Origin of the sequence: Dokdonella sp. (assembly GCF_036518555.1) — a bacterium.
Lineage (GTDB): Bacteria > Pseudomonadota > Gammaproteobacteria > Xanthomonadales > Rhodanobacteraceae > Dokdonella_A.
In genome coordinates this window covers 16,557-35,241 of the sequence record NZ_DATDMY010000269.1, presented here as the reverse complement: position 1 = coordinate 35,241, position 18,685 = coordinate 16,557, and the positions used below count along the sequence as shown (strand labels likewise).

Below are 18,685 nucleotides of genomic sequence, written 5' to 3'. Positions count from 1 at the left end.
GACCTTGACGAACGGCACCCCGGCGGGTGGGAGCGGACTGTTATGATCGGCTGTCTCATCGAGCCGGATACGCGATGCTGTATCACCTGCATGAAATCAACCGCACCCTGCTGAATCCTCTCGTCACCTGGTCGGGTGCGGCCGCAAACGCGCTGTCGGCGCCGGACAACTGGCTCTCGCGCATGCCCGGCGTCGACCGCGTGGCCGCCGGCTACGAACTGTTCTACCGGCTCGGCAAGGACTACGAGAAGCCCGCGTTCGGCATCACCGGCGTGCACGCGCACGGGCGCGAGGCCGCGGTCATCGAAGAGCGCGCGCTGGACCTGCCGTTCTGCAACCTGCTGCACTTCAAGCGCTGCAGCGACGACCCGCAGGCGCTCGCGCGACTGCGCGAGGACCCGGTCGTGCTCGTCGTCGCGCCGCTGTCGGGCCATCACGCGACGCTGCTGCGCGACACCGTGCGCACCCTGCTGCGCGACCACGACGTCTACCTCACCGACTGGGTCGACGCGCGCATGGTCCCGCTCGACAAGGGCCCGTTCGGGCTCGACGATTACATCGCCTACGTGCGCCGGTTCATCGCCCATCTCGGTGCCGATCGCCTGCACGTGATGTCGGTGTGCCAGCCGACGGTGCCGGTGCTCGCCGCGGTTTCGCTGATGGCGTCGGCGGGCGAGACCACGCCGCTCACGCTCACGATGATGGGTGGCCCGATCGATCCGCGCCGTTGCCCGACCCAGGTCAACGACCTCGCCACGCACAAGCCGTACGCATGGTTCGAGACGAACGTCGTGTTCGACGTGCCGCCGAACTATCCGGGCAAGGGCCGGCGCGTCTACCCGGGCTTCCTGCAGCACGCGGGCTTCGTCGCGATGAACCCGAGCCGCCATTTCAACGCGCACTGGGACTTCTACCGCAACCTCGTGCGCGGCGATCTCGACGACGCCGCTGCGCATCGGCGCTTCTACGACGAGTACAACGCCGTGCTCGACCTGCCGGCGGAGTTCTATCTCGACACGATCCGCATCGTGTTCCAGGAACACCGCCTGCCGCTCGGCACCTGGCATGTCGACGGCGAACGGGTAGCGCCCGAGGCGATCCGCCGTTCCGCCCTGCTCACGATCGAAGGCGAGCTCGACGACATCTCGGGGCTCGGCCAGACGCGCGCCGCGCACGACCTCTGCAGCGGAATCCCGGCGGCGAACCACGCCCATCTCGAGGTCAAGGGCGCGGGCCACTACGGCATCTTCAGCGGCCGCCGCTGGCGCGACGTCGTCTATCCCGACGTGCGCGATTTCATCCGCCGTTTCCACGCGGCGTGAGGGCCGCCAGCGCGGCGCCCGCACGCGGACGCCGCGCGATCGGACCTCGCGGCCGCCGCCGCGCCGACGGCCGGTGCTAGCGTTTGGTCAGTGCGTAACGGCCGGGCCCGGTGATCGCGAGCAGCAGCAGGCCGCCCATGATCGCCATGTTCTTGAGGAAGTGAACCTGGTTGAGCGCGCGCTCGGCCGCCGCCATGGTCCAGAACGGATGGCCGATCAAGGCGGTCCCGGCGACGAACACGAACAGCACGAGCGCGAGCACGCGCACCTGGAATCCGAACAGCACGGCGGCGCCGACGGCGAACTCCATGATCGTCGCGACGACCGCCGCAGCGGCCGGCATCGGCGCATGCACGTATTCCATGTAGTGCACGGTACCGTCGAAGTCGATGAGCTTGCCGAAGCCGGAAACGACGAACAGCGCCATCAGCAGGACGCGCGCGGCCAGGATCAGCGCATCGCGGTTTCGTTCGATCAAACGGTCGATCATGACACCCCTCCTCGCATGGAGCCGCAGGCTCATCATACGGCAGCGGATGAACCGAAGCTGCTGCGGCGGACCGGACCGCGGTGATCCGTTCGCTTAAGATGATGCACCTTCAGGAGACGACCATGACCGCCACGATCCGCTGCGTCGCCGCCGCCATCGCGTTCGCTTGCATGCCGGCTGCGTTCGCGCAGATTCCGGCGAAGGGGCTCACCATGCAGCAGGTGATCGATGCGTCCAAGCCGTCCGACTGGCGACCGCTCGACCCGCACGACACGCTGTACCTCGAACTCGATCGCGGGCGCGTCGTGATCGAGCTCGCCTCCCGCTATGCGCCGCTGCACGCCGCGAACCTGCGGACGCTCGCGCGCGAGCATTATTTCGACGGACTGGCGATCCTGCGCGTGCAAGACAATTTCGTGACCCAGTGGGGCGATCCGAACGCGGAAGACGCGGGCAAGGCACGCGCGTTCGGCAAGGCCGCGCGGACGCTCGCGCCCGAATTCGAGCGCGACAGCGCCGCGGATCTCCCGTTCACGCGACTGCCCGACGGCGACGTCTACGCGCCCGAGGTCGGCTTCAGCGACGGCATGCCGGTCGCCCGCGACCCGAAGTCGGGCAAGACCTGGCTCGCGCACTGCTACGGCATGGTCGGCGCCGGGCGCGACACTGCGGTGGACAGCGGCAGCGGTGCCGAACTCTACGTCGTGATCGGACAGGAACCTCGCCAGCTCGACCGCAACATCGCGCTCGTAGGGCGCGTCGTGCAAGGCATGGAACTGCTCGCGAGCCTGCCGCGCGGCACGGCTGCGCTCGGCTTCTACGACAAACCCGTGCAGCGCATCCCGATCAAGTCGATGCGCCTCGCAGCCGAGGTGCCCGAAGCCCAAAGGACGCCGCTCGAGCGCCTGCGCACCGACACGCCGACGTTCGCGGCGCTGGTGGAATCGCGACGAAACCGGCGTGACGACTGGTACAAGGTTCCCGCCGGGCGGATCAGTCTCTGCAACGTGCCACTGCCCGTGCGCGAGCCGGCCGCGCCCGCGCACTGACGCGCGGGTCGTCGGAGCGGCGCCAGCCGCGGTAGCCGCGACGTCGATGCCATCCGAAGGCCGGGCGCATCGCGGCTTCCGTCGCGCCCGCATCGAGGAAGGCCGGCGCCCGCTTGGCTACAGCTGCGTGGCGGCGAACGTATCGCAGCTCTTGAGGTTGCCCGACGAGAAGCCGGTGCGGAACCAGCGCACGCGTTCGGCCGAACTGCCGTGCGTGAACGAATCGGGCACGACGTAGCCGCGTGCCTGCCGTTGCAGTGTGTCGTCGCCGATCTGGTTCGCCGCGTTGAGCGCGGCTTCGACATCGCCCTGCTCGAGCCAATCGAGCTTCTGCTGTGCGTGGTTGGCCCACACGCCCGCAAAGCAATCCGCCTGCAGCTCCTGGCGCACGGAAAGTCCGTCCGCTCCCTGCATCGGTTCTCCACCCTGCGCCGCGCGTTCGACCTGCTCCATCACCCCGACGAGATTCTGGATGTGGTGGCCGACCTCGTGCGCGATCACGTACGCGCGCGCGAAATCCCCGGCGGCGTGGAAACGCTGCTGCATCTCCTGGAAGAAGTCGAGGTCGAGGTAGACCTGGCGATCGCCGGGGCAGTAGAACGGCCCCATCGCCGCCGACGCCGCACCGCACGCGGACTGTACGGCGCCGTGGAACAGCACGAGCCTCGGCGCCGGATACTGCTGGCCGCCCGCGCGGAACACGTCGCCCCAGACGTCTTCGGTGCTGCCGAGAATGGCGCGCACGAAGTCCGTCTGCTGGTCGTTGCCGGCAGGCGCGACCTGCTGCTGCGCGACGCCGCCTTCGTCGCCGCCGCCACCGATCAGCTGCAGGATCTCGAGCGGATTCTTGTGGAAGATCAGGCTCACGATCACGACGAGGATGATCCCGCCGAGTCCGAGACCGCGGCCGCCACCGAAGCCGCCGCCACCGCCACCGCCCGCGTCCTCGACCACGTTGTCGCTGCGCCGCGACTTCTGCCAGAGCATGAGCGTGTCCTCCCGCGCCGAAACGGCCCTCGACGGCGACACTACCCTGCTGCGCGCGAGCGCTGCAAGCGGCGTCCGCGCGTTCGATCCGTTTCCGTTCAGCGCGTCGCGCGGTCGTCGCGACGGCGCTGCGGGCCGCACACGGCGGTCAGTCCTCGCCGAGCAGGCCGACGGCCTTGGCCGCGTACGCCATGAGCACGGAGTCGATGCCCGTACGCGCCTGCATCGCCGCAGGCTCGGCGCGGAACATCGCGTTCATCGACTGGAGGATGCCGGCGTCGCCGCCGGTGAACTCGCGCACGAGCGAGCGCCAGCGGCGTGCAAGTGCGCGCACTTCGGGGCTAGCGGGATCCTTGTCGAGCGCGAGCGCCGCCTGCATGCCCGCGATGACGTCCGGCCATGCACGCTCGACTTCGCGGATGCGCTCCGCGCCGAGCGCTTCGCCGCGCGCCTTGATCGCCTCGAGTTGTTCGCTGCTGAAATGGTTTTCCATGGTGATGGTCGCCTCGATGCTGTTGAACAGGGTTTCCGCGTCGATCGTGCCGCCCTCGGCAAGCCGCTGCGCGATGCGCTCCAGCCGGCCGAGCAGTTCGTGCTGGCGCACGATCGCGTGCCGCAACCGGTCGATCTGGCGCGCCAGCGCATCGCCGAGCGACGGCGCGTCCGCGTGGATGCACGCGCGAATGTCCGCCAGCGAGAGCCCGAGCGCCTTCAACGACACGATGTGCTGCAGGCGCAGGAGCTCCGCTTCGCCGTACACGCGGTAACCGGCGGCGCTGCGTGCGACCGGCCGCAACAGGCCGGCCGCTTCGTAGTGGTGCAGGGCTCGCACGGTGAGCCCGGTGCGGCGGGCGATCTGGCTGACGGTGTAGCGCACGGACATCGGGGGTTCCGGTGTTGCGGTGGAGGCGATCGTGCGGCCTCACGCTGCGTGAGGGTCAAGTCCCGGGCGCATGCGAGCATGCCATCCCCTGAAAGCGAACGCGCCGGGGCCCGGTCATTCGCGCGTCCACGCAACCGACTCGCATCCAGACTCCGGAGGTACCGATGAACACGACCCTCGCCCGCTGCGCGAGCAGCTGGCACCCGCTCGTCGCGCGCCTCGAGGGCGCGGGCCAGACGCTGCCGCCGTTCGTATTGCGCCTGATCATGGGCTGGGAATTCTGGGAATCGGGCCTCGAGAAGTTGCACGGCGAGAACTGGTTCGCCGACATACAACAGCGGTTCCCGTTCCCGTTCGACCAACTGCCGGCCGGCTTCAGCTGGACGCTGTCGACCTGGACCGAGATCCTCGGAGCGGTCCTGCTGTGGCTCGGCCTCGGCACGCGCATCGCGGCCTTCGCGCTCCTGTTCGTCACTTTCGTCGCAACCGCCGCGGTGCACTGGCCGGACATGTGGTCGATGTGGAGCGACCTCGCCAAGGGCTACGCGATCAAGGACATGGGCCATGGAAACTTCAAGCTGCCGCTCCTGTTCGCGGTGATGTTGCTGCCGCTCATCTTCGGCGGCGCCGGAAAGTTCAGCCTCGACCGCCTGCTGTCGCGCATGCTCGGCGCGAGCGGCGCGCGCGCGCCCGTCGACGATCCGCTCGCGTGGTCGCTCGCCTCGGCCGTGCTCGGCGTGCCGTTCCTGATGCTGCTGCCGAAATTCGGCATCGCGCTGCTCGTGCTCGCGCTGCTGCTCGCGCTGTTCGGCGCGCGCGGTCGGGGCAGACCGACGACTGCTTCGCCCGCGTCCTGACCGGCGCGCCTCGGCGCGCGCGAGCCAAACCGCGGCGGCACGTGCCGTCGCGGCTTGCTATGCTTCGTCGATGATCAGCAGTTCCCCGTCCGCCATCCGCATGGCGCAGCGCTTTCGCGGTTTTCTCCCGGTGATCGTCGACGTCGAGACCGGTGGTTTCGACAGCGAACGGCATGCGCTGCTCGAGATCGCCGTGTCGCCGATCCGCATGGACGCGGAAGGCATCGTCCACGCCGACCCGGTCGTGTCCACGCATGTCGAACCGTTCGCGGGCTCATTGCTCGATCCGCGTTCGCTCGAGATCACCGGCATCGACCCGACCCATCCCTTGCGCGGCGCGCTGCCCGAGAAGGAAGCGCTCGACCTCGTATTCCGACCGGTGCGCGTCGCGATGCGCGAATCCGATTGCCAGCGCGCGATCCTCGTCGGACACAACGCCGCGTTCGACCTCGCCTTCCTCAATGCAGCCATCCGGCGCACCGACCACAAGCGCAGCCCGTTCCATCCGTTCAGTTGCTTCGACACCGTCTCGCTCGCCGGCCTCGCCTATGGCCAGACCGTGTTGAGTCGCGCCGTCGAAGCGTCCGGCCGCGCGTGGGACGCGCGTGAGGCGCACTCGGCCGTGTACGACACGGAACGTACCGCCCAGCTCTTCTGCGACATCGTCAATCGCTGGAGAGAACTCGAACGATCCGCTCGCGCGATACCCGCTTTCGCTTGAGCATCCGCTTGCACGTCCGACCCTGGAGAATCGCCCATGCCCTTCCTTTCGTTGAGTCGTCGCCGCTTCGTCACCCTCGCGGCCAGTGCGCTGCTCGCCGTCCCGCTCGTCGCCGCCGCCAAGGGGCCGGCGACGGATGCGCCGCACGCGCTCAAGTTCAACGGCAAGGGGCTCGCGCAGGCCAAGGGCAAGCTCAAGGGACCGAGCGACGTCGTGCACAACTACACCGTCGACCTCAAGGCCGGCGAAAGCTGCGTCCTCGCGCTCGACGACGGCAAGAGCCGCGTGACGTACTTCAACGTCTTCCCTCCCGGCGCGCAGCAGAAGGAGACCGAGGGCCGGACGCAGTCGGTCCTCAAGGCGAATGCGGACGGTACCTACACGATCCGCGTATTCATGACGCAGGGCGCGGTGCTCAAGGGTGCGGCGTCGTCGTACGAACTGACCATCACCAAGTCCTGACGCGCGTCCGGGCCGTCCCCGCGCGACGCGCTTGATACCGCGGCGCCGAGGGCGCATCTTCGTCCTGCCATGCCGATCCACGAATACGTCCCGCTCGAACCGCCAGGCTGCGCGCTGTGCTGTTACGGCATCGAACGCCTCGAGCGCCTCGCCGATGCGCCGCTCACGCACTGCAGCGCCTGCGGCGCCCCGCTCCGTCGCGTCCTCGGCGCGCCCGCGGTCACCACGGGCGGCGCCCATCTCCTGCGCGAGGGTCATCTCGCGCGGCACGGCTTCACCCAGTACCGCAAGGTAAGCAAGGGCCGCTACGAGAAGACCACGGGTGAGGGTCCGGAGACGATCGGCGGCGACTGATCGCAAACCAGTCGTCATCTGCAAGCCATCGAGCTTTGTGACGCAAACAACTGAATAGTCGCCATATTCCCAGGACGCGCGTGCCGTCGGGGAGCGCCTGAAACCTTTCTGTCACAAATCTCTCATCGTTCTGCAATTGCGCGGGCCTACAAAGCGCGGCGTCGGCGAAAGCCGGTCCGCCCTTCCATGTGAGGAGTCCCGCGTGTTCAACTCGATCAAGTCCCGCTTCGTTGCCGCCGGTATCGCTACCGTCATCGGCGCCGCGTCCGCGCAGGCTGCCGACATCACCGGCGCCGGCTCGACCTTCGTCTACCCGATCCTCTCCAAGTGGTCGGACAGCTACAACAACGTCGCCGGCAGCAAGGTCAACTACCAGTCGATCGGCTCGGGCGGCGGCATCGCGCAGATCAAGGCCGGCACGGTCAGCTTCGGCGCCTCGGACAAGCCCTTGTCGCCGGAAGAACTGCATGAAGCCGGCCTCGCGCAGTTCCCCGCCGTGATCGGCGGCGTCGTGCCGGTCGTCAACATCGAGGGCATCGATGCGGGCAAGTTGCGCTTCACCGGCCCGCTGCTCGCCGACATCTTCCAGGGCAAGATCACCAAGTGGAACGACCCGGCGATCGCGCAGATCAACCCCGACGTCAAGCTCGGCGACGGCGCGATCACCGTCGTGCACCGCTCGGACGGCTCGGGCACGACGTTCAACTTCGTCAACTACCTGTCGAAGGTGTCGCCGGAGTGGAAGTCGAAGGTCGGTGAAGGCACGTCGGTTTCGTGGCCGGTCGGCGTCGGCGGCAAGGGCAACGAAGGCGTCGCCGCGTACGTGAAGCAGATCAAGGGTTCGATCGGTTACGTCGAACTCGCCTACGCGCTGCAGAACAAGATGACGTACGCCGCGATGCAGAACGCGGCGGGCCAGTTCGTGCAGCCGAGCCTGACCAGCTTCCAGGCCGCCGCAGCCGGCGCCGACTGGAAGAATGCGAAGGACTTCCACCTCGTCATCACGAACGCGCCCGGCGAGAACTCCTGGCCGATCACGGCTTCGGTCTTCATCCTCGTCTACAAGCAGCCGAAGGACGTCGCCGGCACGAAGGCCGCGCTCGACTTCTTCAAGTGGGCCTACGAGAACGGCGGCAAGCAGGCCGAGGAACTCGACTACGTGCCGCTGCCGAAGGGCCTGACCGAGCAGATCGAAGCCTACTGGCAGGCGCAGATCAAGCTCTGATCCCTTCGCGACGCACCCTTCCCATGCGGAAGGTACGGATGGGGATGGCGTTGCGGTCCACGTCACCGCGAACGCCATCCCCTTTCCCGTCGCCGATGGCGCGCAATCCTCGAATCGCGAACGACACCACCGCATGGCCGCCAACAGCAGCAGCGCAATCACCCCGACGATGACCGCGGCGGTCGTCGATGCCGGCCGACGCAACATGCGCGATTCGCGCGCCGATGGCGCGTTCCGCTGGATCGTCACCGGCGCGGGCGCCTTCGTCCTGCTCGCGCTCGCGGGCGCGGCCCTGTCGATGCTGTGGGGCGGCCGCGAGGCGTTCGCGACATTCGGTCCCGGCTTCCTGTTCTCGACCGAATGGGACGCGGTCAACCACCGCTTCGGCGCGCTCGTGCCGATCTACGGCACGCTCGTCACCGCGCTCATCGCGATGGTCATCGCGGTACCGGTGAGTTTCGGCATCGCATTGTTCCTCACCGAAGTCGCACCCGGCTGGATGCGCGGTCCCGTCGGCGCAGCGATCGAACTCCTCGCCGGCATACCGTCGATCATCTACGGCATGTGGGGCCTGTTCGTCTTCGTGCCGATCATGGGCGAGTACGTCAGCCCGTGGCTCAACGACCACGTGGGCACGTTGCCACTGGTCGGCCCCCTGTTCTCCGGCCCTCCGCTCGGCATCGGCATGCTGACCGCGGGCATCGTGCTCGCGATCATGGTGATCCCGTTCATTTCCTCCGTGATGCGCGAAGTGTTCCTCACGGTGCCGACGCGGCTCAAGGAGTCGGCCTATGCGCTCGGCTCGACGACCACCGAAGTCGTGTGGGACATCGTGCTGCCGTACACGCGCTCGGCCGTCATCGGCGGTGTCTTCCTCGGACTGGGTCGCGCGCTCGGCGAGACCATGGCGGTCACCTTCGTGCTCGGCAACGCGCACCAGCTCACTGCGTCGCTGCTCATGCCCGGCAACTCGATCGCCGCGACGATCGCCAATGAGTTCACCGAAGCCGACTCGGACATCTACCGTTCTTCGCTGATCGCTCTCGGCTTCCTGCTGTTCGTGGTCACGTTCTTCGTGCTCGCGGCGGCGAAGCTCATGCTGCGCCGGCTGTCCCGCCAGGAGGGCGCGAAGTGAACGCATCGACGCGCGCGATCTCCGACCGGCTCTATCGCAACCGGCGCATCAAGAATGCGATCGCGCTGGGCCTGTCCGGCGTCGCCACGCTGTTCGGCCTGTTCTGGCTCGTCTGGATCCTCTGGACGACGCTGCGCACGGGCATCGGCGCCATAGGGCCTGCCCTGTTCACCCAGATGACGCCGCCGCCGGGCTCGGACGGAGGGCTCGCCAACGCGCTGTTCGGCAGCCTCGTCATGAACCTCGGCGCGATCGCCGTCGGTACGCCGATCGGCATCGCCGCGGGCACCTACCTCGCCGAGTACGCGAGGAAGCGTCCGATCGGCGAGGCGATCCGCTTCGTCAACGACATCCTGCTGTCGGCCCCGTCGATCGTGCTCGGCCTGTTCGTCTACACGCTGGTCGTGCGCACGAGCGGGCACTTCTCCGGCTACGCCGGCGCGCTCGCCCTGGCGCTCATCGTGCTGCCGGTGGTGGTGCGCACGACCGACGAAATGCTGCAGCTGGTGCCGAGCACGATGCGCGAAGCCGCGCTCTCGCTCGGCGTCCCGCAGTGGAAGGTGACGCTGCAGGTACTGTATCGCTCCGCGCTGCCCGGCATCGTCACCGGCGTGCTGCTCGCGCTCGCGCGCATCAGCGGCGAGACCGCGCCGTTGCTGTTCACCGCGCTCAACAACCAGTACTGGACGCACGACCTGTCCCAGCCGATGGCAAGCGTGCCGGTGGTCATCTTCCAGTACGCGATGAGCCCGTACGACTCGTGGCATGCCCTCGCCTGGGCCGGCGCGTTCGTCGTCACGCTGTTCGTACTGCTGCTCAGCCTCCTTTCCCGTGCGATCCTGCTCCGCAACAAGGCCAGCCATGACTGACGCCCACTTCGCCGTCGCCGCCTCCGCGGTTCCTGCCGCCGCTGCCGCTCCCGCGACCGGAGCGCGCCCGAAGATGGTCGCGCGCAACCTCGACTTCTACTACGACGGCTTCCACGCGCTGAAGGGCGTCGACTTCGATATCGCCGAGAGACGCGTGACTGCGTTGATCGGCCCTTCCGGTTGCGGCAAGTCGACCTTGCTGCGCGTATTCAACCGCATCTATTCGATCTACCCGAAACTCGAGGCGAAGGGCGAGGTCCTGCTCGACGGCGAGAACATCCTCGACCCGCGCTTTCCGCTCAACCTCCTGCGCTCGAAGGTCGGCATGGTGTTCCAGAAGCCGGTGCCGTTCCCGATGTCGATCTACGACAACATCGCCTACGGCATCCGCCACTACGAGAAGCTGTCGAAGAGCGAAATGGATGCGCGCGTGGAACAGGCCCTGATGCAGGGCGCGCTGTGGGGCGAGGTCAAGGACAAGCTCAAGCAGAGCGCGCTCGGCCTCTCCGGGGGGCAGCAGCAGAGACTGTGCATCGCGCGCGCGATCGCGCTGCGTCCCGAGGTGATCCTGCTGGACGAGCCGACTTCCGCGCTCGATCCGATCGCGACGGGCAAGATCGAGCAGCTGATCTCCGAGCTGAAGAGCCAGTTCACGATCGCGATCGTCACGCACAACATGCAGCAGGCGGCCCGCTGCTCGGACTACACCGCATTCATGTACCTCGGCGAGTTGGTCGAGTTCGGCGAAACGGAAACCCTGTTCACGAAGCCGACCAAGACCCAGACCGAGGACTACATCACCGGCCGGTTCGGCTGAACGGCGCTCGACCACGAAGCCCGCACGAACGATCCTCGAAGGCAAACGCATGAACGTCACGCATCAGACCCACGACCACATCGTCAAGAGTTACGACGACGAACTCAAGCGACTCACCGGCGAGCTGCAGCGCATGGGTCAGCTCGCCCTCGCCCAGCTCGAAGCGGCCGTCGACGCGGTGATGGCGCGAGACAGCCACGCCGCATCCAAGGTGGTGCACGACGACGCGACGATCGATGCGCTCGAGCACGAAGTCAGCCACGACGTCGTGCGCCTGCTCGCGCTGCGCCAGCCGATGGCGCGCGATCTGCGCGAGATCCTCGCCGCGCTGCGCATCGCGACCGACATCGAGCGCATCGGCGACTACGCCGCGAACGTGGCGAAGCGTTCGATCGTGCTGAACCAGTCCGCCCCGGTGCAGCTCGTGGCGGCGCTGCCACGCCTCGCTCGCCTCGCCCAGTCGCTGGTCGAGGACGTGCTCGACGCCTATCGCAATTACGACACGAACAAGGCACTCGACGCATGGGCGCGTGACGAGGAACTCGACGAGCAGTACACCGGCCTGTTCCGCGAGCTCCTCACCTACATGATGGAAGACCCACGCAACATCACGCCATGCACGCACCTGCTGTTCATGGCCAAGAACCTCGAGCGCATCGGCGACCATGCGACCAACATCGCCGAGAACGTGTACTTCCTCGTGCACGGCGCGCAGATCACGCAAGCCCGCCGCAAAGGCGACACGACGTCGATATTGCCGCTCGACGATCCGCGCTGAGTCAACCGACGCCGACGCCCGCGCCCGTCACGATCTCGCCGATCACGGCGGCCGCGCCGAAGCCGGCGGAGCGGAACGCGCCGAGCACGGCGCCGGCCGCGCCCGGCGCGCAGGTAACGAGCAGGCCTCCCGACGTCTGCGGGTCGAACAGGATCGGGGACGAGAGCGCATCGACGTCCGCCGTGAAGTCGATCTCGCCGTCGAATGAACGCGCGTTGCGTTGCGAGGCGCCCGTCACGTGGCCGCGTTGTGCGAGCGCGACGGTGGACTCCATCAACGGCACGTCGTTCCAGCGTACCGACGCGCGCACGCCACTGCCGCGGCACACTTCGACGAGATGCCCGAGCAGCCCGAAACCCGTGACGTCCGTGAGCGCGTTCACGCCCTCGATCGCGGCGATCACAGGTCCGACGTCGTTCAGGCGCGTCGTCACCGCGATCATCTCGTCGTAGGCCGCGGCATCGAGTTCATCCTTCTTCAATGCCGCGGAATGGATGCCGACGCCGAGCGGCTTGCCGAGCACGATCACGTCGCCGATCCGTGCGCCGCTGTTGCGCTTCATTAGCCGCGGGTCGACGACGCCGATCGCGGCGAGCCCGTAGATCGGCTCGACCGAATCGATGCTGTGCCCTCCCGCGACCGGAATGCCCGCGCTCGCGCAGACCGCCTCGCCGCCGCGCAGGATCTCGCGGATCGTGGCCGGCGGCAGCACGTTGACCGGCATGCCGACGATCGCGAGTGCGAACAGCGGCGTGCCGCCCATCGCATAGACGTCCGACAGCGCGTTGGTCGCGGCGATGCGACCGAAGTCGAACGGGTCGTCGACGATTGGCATGAAGAAATCCGTCGTCGCGACGATCGCGCGCGTGTCGTCGAGCCGATAGACGGCTGCGTCGTCCGACGTCTCGCGCCCGACCAGCAGCGCAGCGTGGGCCGGCGGCGACGATTCGCGCAGCAGGTCGGCGAGCACCCCCGGCGCGATCTTGCAGCCGCAGCCGCCCCCGTGCGAAAGCGACGTCAGGCGCGGCTGCCCTACTACTTTCGTCGATGCCACCGGCGTGCTCCTGTCGACGCGCTCGATCCGGCCGTATAGTGCCTCAGTCGGCTGCCCGCCGCGCATCGGGACCAGGAGTTGCCGATGAAACGCCGCGACCTGCTCGCCTGCGCCGCGCTCGCGCCCGCGGCGGCGCTGGCCGCCCGCCCCGCACTCCCGGCGCGGGCGTGGCGCACGTTCGACGTCGTGACCCACGTCGACGTGGCCGGTCCATCGGCGCCGACCCGGGTATGGTTGCCCGTGCCCTTGCGCGAGGCGGGGGACTACCAGCGTGTCGTCGCGATGCGTTGGCACGCGCCGGGCGCGCGCGCGCGCCTCGTCGACCTCGACACCTACGACATCCGCGCGCTCGTGGTCGATTGGCCCTCGCCGCGGGCGACGACCCAAGTCACGTTCAGCGCGCGCCTGAGGACGCGCGACCGCAACGCGACGCTCGACTCGAAGCCGGCGGGCAGCGACGAGCCGACGGACACGCTGCGACCGTACCTGCGCCCGACCCGCCTGCTGCCGACGGACGGCATCGTCGCGGACACCGCCCGTCGCATCACGGCCGGCCATCGCGACGACGTCGGCATGGCGCGCGCGATCTACGAGTGGGTCGTCGAGCACACCAACCGCGATGCGAGCGTCCCCGGCTGCGGCGTCGGCGACGTCGCCAGCATGCTCGAGAGCGGCCACCTCGGCGGCAAATGCGCCGACATCAATGCACTGTTCGTAGCGCTCGCGCGCGCCTGCGGAATTCCGGCGCGGGACGCCTACGGCTTGCGCGTGGGCGCCTCACGCGTCGGCTTCCACTGCCTCGGCAAGGCGGGCGAGGTCAGCCGTTCGCAGCATTGCCGCGCCGAGTTCCATGCACGCGGCCACGGCTGGATACCCGTCGACCCTGCCGACGTGCGCAAGGTCGTGCTCGAGGAAGACGGCGGCATCCCGCTCGATGCTCCGAAAGCGCGCGCCGCTCGCGAGGCCATGTTCGGCGGATGGGAAATGAACCGGGTCGCCTACAACCATGGCCACGACGTGGTCCTGCCGGGCTCGGATGGACGGCCGCTGCCCTATTTCATGTACCCGCAAGGCCGGACCGGCGAACGGCACCTCGACAGCCTGGATCCGTCGTCATTCGCCTATCGCATCATCTCGACCGAGATCGCCTGGGGACAGACGGGCGGGGTCGCGGCAGGGTGGGACGCAGCGGCGCGAGCACGTACATAGATACGCGGCGCTATGGCGGAAGGCAGCAGGAGTCGAACCTACCGGGAAGCGGCTGACGCCCCCCACTGGGTTTGAAGCCCAGCCGCATCACCGGATGCGCGTGCCTTCCCCGTCACCGACGCCGCCACCGGCCTGCCAACCGCTGTCGGTTCGCAGCACGTGCATATCGCGGACGCGACGAGTGTAGCCAACGCGATCGAAGAACTCCAAGATCTGGACCGCTCGCTTGCGGCCGAGCCCGATCGCGTCGCGGAATGTCGCCGCGACGATCGCCCCGTCGCGCTCGGCGATCGCACGCAGCACATCGGCGAGTTCGCGCATCGTCGCATCGGCGAAGAAGAGATCGTGCACGACCTGGTGGCAATGACCCAGCGCCGCGGCCTTGAGCAGGGTTTTCCGCACGTCCTCCTCGCTCGATCCGAATTGCACGGCGAGCTCTCGCACCCACGGCGGCTCGAATCGCGCGGCAGCGAGTACGGGCGCGATGCGCGCGGCCAGCGCGTGCTCCGCCTCGGTGGGTTCGATGCGATGGCCGGGCCGATGCAGCCACGGGCCGCGCACCGCAAGCGAACGCTCGCGAACGAGTTCGTCGACGATGGCACGCCAGGCCCCGTCGGCGAGCGCCGGCGCGGCCATGCGCCGCAATCGCCCGCGGTCGAGCCCGGGCTCGTCCGGCGCCGCGGCGTGATGCCGCTCGAGTACGCCGACGATCGCGGTGCGCAGTTCCTGCCAGCGCCCGTCGTCGATCGCGAGGCGCTGCGGGCCGTGGCCGAGCACGCGCACGCGCGCGGGCAGGCGGGCGACCTCGAGCGGCCCGCCCATGCGACGTTCGAGGTCGTCGATGCGCGAGCCGAACGGCGCCGCGCGCACGAGGGATTCGATGCCCTCGCCGCGCAGCATGCATTCGATCGCATCGAGCTCGGCGAGTCGTGCGGCGCTGCGGCGGCGCCGCGCGGGCGCCTGCGCATCGAGCACGATGCCGCCGCCGATCGTCGCGCGTGCCTGCGCATCGCGAATGATGAAGCGATCGCCCGTGCACGCGCAGACCGGTACGTCGAACACGAACTGCACGCGTCCCTCGCCATCGCGCGCGTGGTCGAGCCACACGACATGGGCGAGCCGATGCGCCGTGCCCAAGTGCACGTGCACGGGCGTCCAGTCGGCCCAGTCGCCGCGCACGCCCGCGACGCAGCGCAGGCGTACGTCGATGCGCGTCGACAGCGAGGCCGCGCGCGCATCGACGATCCAGTCGCCGCGCGCGAGCGCGCTCTTTTCGATTCCGGTGATGTTGAGGGCGCAGCGCTGGCCGACCCCGGCGCTGTTCGCTTCGCGGTTCTGCGCGTGCAAGCCACGCACGCGCACGGCCACGCCCACGGGCATCGCGACGAGCGTGTCCGACACGCTCACTTCGCCCCCATGCACCGTGCCCGTGACGATGGTGCCGTGGCCGGCGAGGCTGAAGACGCGGTCGATCGCGAGCCTGAAGAAGGCGTCGCTGCGAGGCGCGCGCCGGCTGAGCGCGGCCTGCGCGAGGTGATCGTGCAGCGAGCGCACGCCCGCATCGCCCACATCGCGCGCGTCGAGCGGAAACATCGGCGCATCGTGCAGCGCGGTCGGCGCGAGCAGCGCGGCGATCTCGGAGCGCACCTGGTCGACGCGCGCAGGGTCGACGCGATCGGCCTTGGCGATCGCGACTGCGCCGCGATCGATCCCGAGCAAGTCGAGGATGGCGACGTGCTCGCGCGTCTGCGGCATCACGCCGTCGTCGGCCGCCACCACGAGCAGCGCGAACTCGATCCCGCTCGCGCCAGCGACCATCGTATGCACGAGCCGCTCGTGGCCGGGAACGTCGACGAACCCGACCACGGAATCGACGCCGTCCGTGCCGAGCGGCAGGTAGGCATAGCCGAGCTCGATCGAGATGCCGCGTTCCTTCTCCTCCCGCAAGCGATCGGGATCGACGCCGGTGAGCGTCCGGACCAGCGTCGACTTGCCGTGATCGATGTGGCCGGCGGTGCCGACGATCACGGCTGCAGCCGCGCAAGCTGGGCGACGAACGCAGCCTCGTCGGCTTCATCGAGGCAGCGCAGGTCGAGCCAGAGGGCCTTGTCCGCGATGCGGCCGACGACCGCGCGCGGCAGCGCGCGCAGCGCATCGTCGAGACGATCGAGGGCACCGCCACGCCGCCGCACGCGGATCGCGAGGCCGTGACTGGGCAGCGTGGCGGTCGGCAGCGCACCGCTGCCGATCCGGCTTTCCATCGCGGCGACCGCGACCTCGCAGCGATCGCCGAGGGCCTGCTGCACGGCGGGCGCGAGGCGCAGCGCCTGCGCCTCGATCGCCGCGGGAGCGCGCGTGAGCAGCCGCAGTGCCGGCAATCGCTCCGCGAGTCGCTCGGGCGATCGATACAGCGCGAGGACGGGTTCGAGTGCGGCGAGGGTGAGCTTGCCGACGCGCAGCGCTCGCTTGAGCGGATGGCGCTTGATGCGTTGCACGAGCGCCGCGCTTCCGACGAGGAGGCCGGTCTGCGGACCACCGAGCAGCTTGTCGCCGCTGAACGTCACGAGGTCGGCGCCAGCGGCAATCACGTCCCGCACGACCGGCTCGCGCGGCAGGCCGAAATGGCCGAGGTCGACGAGGCTGCCGCTGCCGAGATCGACCACCAGTGGCAGGCCGTGCGTGCGCGCGATGGCCGCGAGAGCGGCGACGTCGACGCCCGCGGTGTATCCGACGACGAGGTAGTTGCTCGTATGCACCTTCATGAGGGCGGCCGTGCGCGGGCCGATCGCCTCGGCGTAGTCGGCGGCGTGCGTGCGATTGGTCGTGCCGACCTCGCGCAGGCGCGCTCCGGCGGTCCGCATCACGTCGGGGATGCGGAACGAACCGCCGATCTCGACGAGCTCGCCGCGCGACACGATCACTTCGCGTCGGTTCGCGAGCGCCGCGAGCGCGAGCAGCACGGCCGCCGCGTTGTTGTTGACGACCGTCGCCGCTTCGGCGCCGGTAAGTTCGCACAGCAGCGATTCGACCACGCGATCGCGATCGCCACGCCGGCCGGCGGCGAGGTCGAACTCGAGGTTGACCGGCGCGGCCGCCGCGTCGACGAGCGCGTCGACGGCCGCCTGCGGCAGCGGCGCGCGACCGAGGTTCGTGTGCAGCACCGTGCCGGACAGGTTGAATACCCGGCGCAGCACACGGCGATGGCGCTGCTCGAGTGCGGCGCCCACATCCGTGGCGATCGACGAAGCGTTGGTGCCCGCGAGCGGTACCGCGCCCTCGACCACGCGCGCGCGCAATGCGTCGAGCGCGCCGCGCAGCGCCCTCGTCAGCTCGGTGCGCCCGTAGGTGGCGAGGAGGTCCGCGAACGCGGCGTCACGGAGCAGCCGATCGAGCGCGGGGATGTCGCCCGGGGTGGCGGCCGCTCGCGGTCCGGCCGGTGCCACGGTCATCCTCCGGCACCCTGCCAGAGCAATGGATTGCCGCTCGCGCGGTGGTAACCCTCATCGGCGAGCAGCAGGTCGAGCGCGAGGCTCGCGAGGTCGTCGGCAACCGGTTCGACCGCGGCGTCGCGTTCCTGGTAGAGGATCTTGCGATAGCTGCGACAGGCATCGCAGGTCTCCGCGCGCACCGCCTCGGCGTCGGCGACGGCGATGTCGTCGATCGCGTCGCATCGCGCGAGCGTTCGGTACGCGATGTCCTTGCCGCCCGCGCCGCAGCGGGTGCACTGCACGCGAACGCGATGCCATTCGGTCGCGCACAGCGAGCAATGCAGGAAGCGGTAGCCTGCATGCGGCCCCTGCGCGACGACGATGCTCGCGACCGGCGCGCTGCCGCACAACGGGCAGACGGTGCGTACGTCGAGCGCGGGCACGTCGTCCGCGGTGAACGCCGCGGCCGCAGCGACGAAGTGCACCTGCAGCGCGGCCATCACGACCGGTGCCGCAGCCACGTCGATCGCGTCGTCGCGCACGGCGAGCAGCGCGTCCGCCTGGCGTTCGAGCCAATCCGCCGGCGCGCCGTGCAGGCGTGCCGCGAGATCGCCGACCGCGCCGGGCAGGCCGGCCGTCGCGTCGAGCGACGCGGCGATCTCGCGCACGATGCCGTGCCAGCGTGAATCGGGTGGGCGGTCGGTCGCGAGTATCGGCGGCATGGCGTGCTCGCGCGCGCGCGCCAGCCGCTCGGTCGGCAACGGAACCGCCTCGAATGCGGAGAGCGCCCGCTGCTGCGCGTCGCAGACGGCCGCGAGCAGTTGCAGGTAGCCGGCCAGGGGATGGTCCACCGAGCGCTCGCGCAGGCGATCGGCGCGCCGCGCGAACACGCGCTCGCGCACGGGCAGGCGCACGCGCGCCGGTGAACGCTGTCCCGCGGTTTCGATCTGGCCGGGTTCGAGGATGCGCTGCGGCATGGCGGGTCCGGTCTACGGCACTCGCCTATCCTCGCCGCAGCGCAGGCGGCGGTCCAGCGATTTCTGCG

19 protein-coding genes and 1 tRNA gene are annotated in these 18,685 nt (G+C 69.2%); 12 read left to right on the top strand and 8 right to left on the bottom strand.

Features of this window, described 5'->3' with window-relative positions; all coding sequences use genetic code 11:
- Positions 1 to 74: 74 nt before the first annotated feature.
- A complete protein-coding gene (locus VI238_RS14755; protein WP_331652682.1) occupies positions 75 to 1,322 on the top strand; it encodes a polyhydroxyalkanoate depolymerase in 1,248 nt (415 codons plus the stop codon).
- A 76-nt stretch (positions 1,323 to 1,398) separates the two neighbouring features.
- Here VI238_RS14755 and VI238_RS14750 read toward each other — a convergent pair whose 3' ends face one another.
- Positions 1,399 to 1,812 (bottom strand): DoxX family protein, encoded by a 414-nt coding sequence (locus tag VI238_RS14750; RefSeq protein WP_331652680.1) that lies wholly within the window; start codon positions 1,810 to 1,812, stop codon positions 1,399 to 1,401.
- A 122-nt stretch (positions 1,813 to 1,934) separates the two neighbouring features.
- Here VI238_RS14750 and VI238_RS14745 point away from each other — a divergent pair, with 122 nt between their 5' ends.
- The gene (locus VI238_RS14745; protein ID WP_414650072.1) at positions 1,935 to 2,861 is read left to right on the top strand and encodes a peptidylprolyl isomerase; all 927 of its coding nucleotides are present in this window, start codon (positions 1,935 to 1,937) and stop codon (positions 2,859 to 2,861) included.
- Positions 2,862 to 2,978: 117 nt separating this feature from the next.
- On the opposite strand, the gene ypfJ is transcribed toward VI238_RS14745, so the two are convergent.
- On the bottom strand, positions 2,979 to 3,848 hold the full coding sequence (gene ypfJ / locus VI238_RS14740; protein WP_331652679.1) for a KPN_02809 family neutral zinc metallopeptidase: 870 nt from the start codon (positions 3,846 to 3,848) through the stop codon (positions 2,979 to 2,981).
- Positions 3,849 to 3,996: 148 nt separating this feature from the next.
- Positions 3,997 to 4,731, bottom strand: coding sequence for a MerR family transcriptional regulator (locus VI238_RS14735; protein WP_331652677.1), 735 nt, complete (start codon positions 4,729 to 4,731; stop codon positions 3,997 to 3,999).
- A 164-nt stretch (positions 4,732 to 4,895) separates the two neighbouring features.
- On the opposite strand from VI238_RS14735, the gene VI238_RS14730 reads away from it, so the two are divergent.
- The 9 genes from VI238_RS14730 (at position 4,896) to phoU (ending at position 11,949) form a co-directional block, all read left to right on the top strand.
- Positions 4,896 to 5,588, top strand: a complete 693-nt coding sequence (locus VI238_RS14730; RefSeq protein ID WP_331652675.1) for a DoxX family protein — start codon at positions 4,896 to 4,898, stop codon at positions 5,586 to 5,588.
- Positions 5,589 to 5,658: 70 nt separating this feature from the next.
- Positions 5,659 to 6,309 carry a ribonuclease T gene (gene rnt / locus VI238_RS14725; protein ID WP_331652673.1) on the top strand — a complete coding sequence of 217 codons (651 nt, stop codon included), beginning with the start codon at positions 5,659 to 5,661 and terminating at the stop codon, positions 6,307 to 6,309.
- Positions 6,310 to 6,345: 36 nt separating this feature from the next.
- Positions 6,346 to 6,771, top strand: coding sequence for a hypothetical protein (locus VI238_RS14720; RefSeq protein WP_331652671.1), 426 nt, complete (start codon positions 6,346 to 6,348; stop codon positions 6,769 to 6,771).
- 69 nt (positions 6,772 to 6,840) lie between these two features.
- Positions 6,841 to 7,125: a hypothetical protein gene (locus tag VI238_RS14715; RefSeq protein WP_331652669.1), complete on the top strand. Its 285-nt coding sequence runs from the start codon at positions 6,841 to 6,843 to the stop codon at positions 7,123 to 7,125.
- 202 nt (positions 7,126 to 7,327) lie between these two features.
- Positions 7,328 to 8,350, top strand: a complete 1,023-nt coding sequence (pstS, locus tag VI238_RS14710; RefSeq protein ID WP_414650071.1) for a phosphate ABC transporter substrate-binding protein PstS — start codon at positions 7,328 to 7,330, stop codon at positions 8,348 to 8,350.
- Positions 8,351 to 8,519: 169 nt separating this feature from the next.
- A complete protein-coding gene (gene pstC / locus VI238_RS14705; protein ID WP_331652726.1) occupies positions 8,520 to 9,485 on the top strand; it encodes a phosphate ABC transporter permease subunit PstC in 966 nt (321 codons plus the stop codon).
- The gene (gene pstA / locus VI238_RS14700) at positions 9,482 to 10,354 is read left to right on the top strand and encodes a phosphate ABC transporter permease PstA (protein ID WP_331652667.1); all 873 of its coding nucleotides are present in this window, start codon (positions 9,482 to 9,484) and stop codon (positions 10,352 to 10,354) included. The genes pstC and pstA overlap by 4 nt, the downstream gene beginning before the upstream one ends.
- The gene (gene pstB / locus VI238_RS14695) at positions 10,347 to 11,171 is read left to right on the top strand and encodes a phosphate ABC transporter ATP-binding protein PstB (RefSeq protein ID WP_331652665.1); all 825 of its coding nucleotides are present in this window, start codon (positions 10,347 to 10,349) and stop codon (positions 11,169 to 11,171) included. Before pstA ends, pstB begins: the two co-directional genes overlap by 8 nt.
- A gap of 49 nt (positions 11,172 to 11,220) precedes the next feature.
- Positions 11,221 to 11,949 carry a phosphate signaling complex protein PhoU gene (gene phoU, locus VI238_RS14690; RefSeq protein ID WP_331652663.1) on the top strand — a complete coding sequence of 243 codons (729 nt, stop codon included), beginning with the start codon at positions 11,221 to 11,223 and terminating at the stop codon, positions 11,947 to 11,949.
- 1 nt (position 11,950) lies between these two features.
- Here phoU and selD read toward each other — a convergent pair whose 3' ends face one another.
- The gene (gene selD / locus VI238_RS14685; protein ID WP_414650070.1) at positions 11,951 to 13,069 is read right to left on the bottom strand and encodes a selenide, water dikinase SelD; all 1,119 of its coding nucleotides are present in this window, start codon (positions 13,067 to 13,069) and stop codon (positions 11,951 to 11,953) included.
- Positions 13,070 to 13,087: 18 nt separating this feature from the next.
- On the opposite strand from selD, the gene VI238_RS14680 reads away from it, so the two are divergent.
- Entirely contained in the window at positions 13,088 to 14,212 is a 1,125-nt protein-coding gene (locus tag VI238_RS14680) for a transglutaminase family protein (RefSeq protein ID WP_331652659.1), read from the top strand.
- Positions 14,213 to 14,225: 13 nt separating this feature from the next.
- Here the strand turns inward: VI238_RS14680 and VI238_RS14675 are convergent.
- The 4 genes from VI238_RS14675 to fdhE all read right to left on the bottom strand — a co-directional run bounded on the left by VI238_RS14675 (position 14,226) and on the right by fdhE (position 18,617).
- Positions 14,226 to 14,321 (bottom strand) — tRNA-Sec (locus VI238_RS14675).
- Positions 14,300 to 16,240: a selenocysteine-specific translation elongation factor gene (gene selB / locus VI238_RS14670; RefSeq protein WP_331652657.1), complete on the bottom strand. Its 1,941-nt coding sequence runs from the start codon at positions 16,238 to 16,240 to the stop codon at positions 14,300 to 14,302. The genes VI238_RS14675 and selB overlap by 22 nt, the downstream gene beginning before the upstream one ends.
- Positions 16,237 to 17,661, bottom strand: a complete 1,425-nt coding sequence (gene selA, locus VI238_RS14665) for an L-seryl-tRNA(Sec) selenium transferase (RefSeq protein ID WP_331652655.1) — start codon at positions 17,659 to 17,661, stop codon at positions 16,237 to 16,239. Before selA ends, selB begins: the two co-directional genes overlap by 4 nt.
- Positions 17,658 to 18,617 carry a formate dehydrogenase accessory protein FdhE gene (fdhE, locus tag VI238_RS14660; protein WP_331652653.1) on the bottom strand — a complete coding sequence of 320 codons (960 nt, stop codon included), beginning with the start codon at positions 18,615 to 18,617 and terminating at the stop codon, positions 17,658 to 17,660. Before fdhE ends, selA begins: the two co-directional genes overlap by 4 nt.
- Positions 18,618 to 18,685: the final 68 nt, after the last annotated feature.

Bases quoted from the DNA above. Each gene is read 5' to 3' on its own strand.
- VI238_RS14755 (WP_331652682.1), top strand. From the start codon at position 75: ATGCTGTATCACCTGCATGAAATCAACCGCACCCTGCTGAATCCTCTC.
- VI238_RS14750 (WP_331652680.1), bottom strand. From the start codon at position 1,812: ATGATCGACCGTTTGATCGAACGAAACCGCGATGCGCTGATCCTGGCC.
- VI238_RS14745 (WP_414650072.1), top strand. From the start codon at position 1,935: ATGACCGCCACGATCCGCTGCGTCGCCGCCGCCATCGCGTTCGCTTGC.
- ypfJ (WP_331652679.1), bottom strand. From the start codon at position 3,848: ATGCTCTGGCAGAAGTCGCGGCGCAGCGACAACGTGGTCGAGGACGCG.
- VI238_RS14735 (WP_331652677.1), bottom strand. From the start codon at position 4,731: ATGTCCGTGCGCTACACCGTCAGCCAGATCGCCCGCCGCACCGGGCTC.
- VI238_RS14730 (WP_331652675.1), top strand. From the start codon at position 4,896: ATGAACACGACCCTCGCCCGCTGCGCGAGCAGCTGGCACCCGCTCGTC.
- rnt (WP_331652673.1), top strand. From the start codon at position 5,659: ATGATCAGCAGTTCCCCGTCCGCCATCCGCATGGCGCAGCGCTTTCGC.
- VI238_RS14720 (WP_331652671.1), top strand. From the start codon at position 6,346: ATGCCCTTCCTTTCGTTGAGTCGTCGCCGCTTCGTCACCCTCGCGGCC.
- VI238_RS14715 (WP_331652669.1), top strand. From the start codon at position 6,841: ATGCCGATCCACGAATACGTCCCGCTCGAACCGCCAGGCTGCGCGCTG.
- pstC (WP_331652726.1), top strand. From the start codon at position 8,520: ATGACCGCGGCGGTCGTCGATGCCGGCCGACGCAACATGCGCGATTCG.
- pstB (WP_331652665.1), top strand. From the start codon at position 10,347: ATGACTGACGCCCACTTCGCCGTCGCCGCCTCCGCGGTTCCTGCCGCC.
- phoU (WP_331652663.1), top strand. From the start codon at position 11,221: ATGAACGTCACGCATCAGACCCACGACCACATCGTCAAGAGTTACGAC.
- selD (WP_414650070.1), bottom strand. From the start codon at position 13,069: ATGCGCGGCGGGCAGCCGACTGAGGCACTATACGGCCGGATCGAGCGC.
- VI238_RS14680 (WP_331652659.1), top strand. From the start codon at position 13,088: ATGAAACGCCGCGACCTGCTCGCCTGCGCCGCGCTCGCGCCCGCGGCG.
- selA (WP_331652655.1), bottom strand. From the start codon at position 17,661: ATGACCGTGGCACCGGCCGGACCGCGAGCGGCCGCCACCCCGGGCGAC.
- fdhE (WP_331652653.1), bottom strand. From the start codon at position 18,617: ATGCCGCAGCGCATCCTCGAACCCGGCCAGATCGAAACCGCGGGACAG.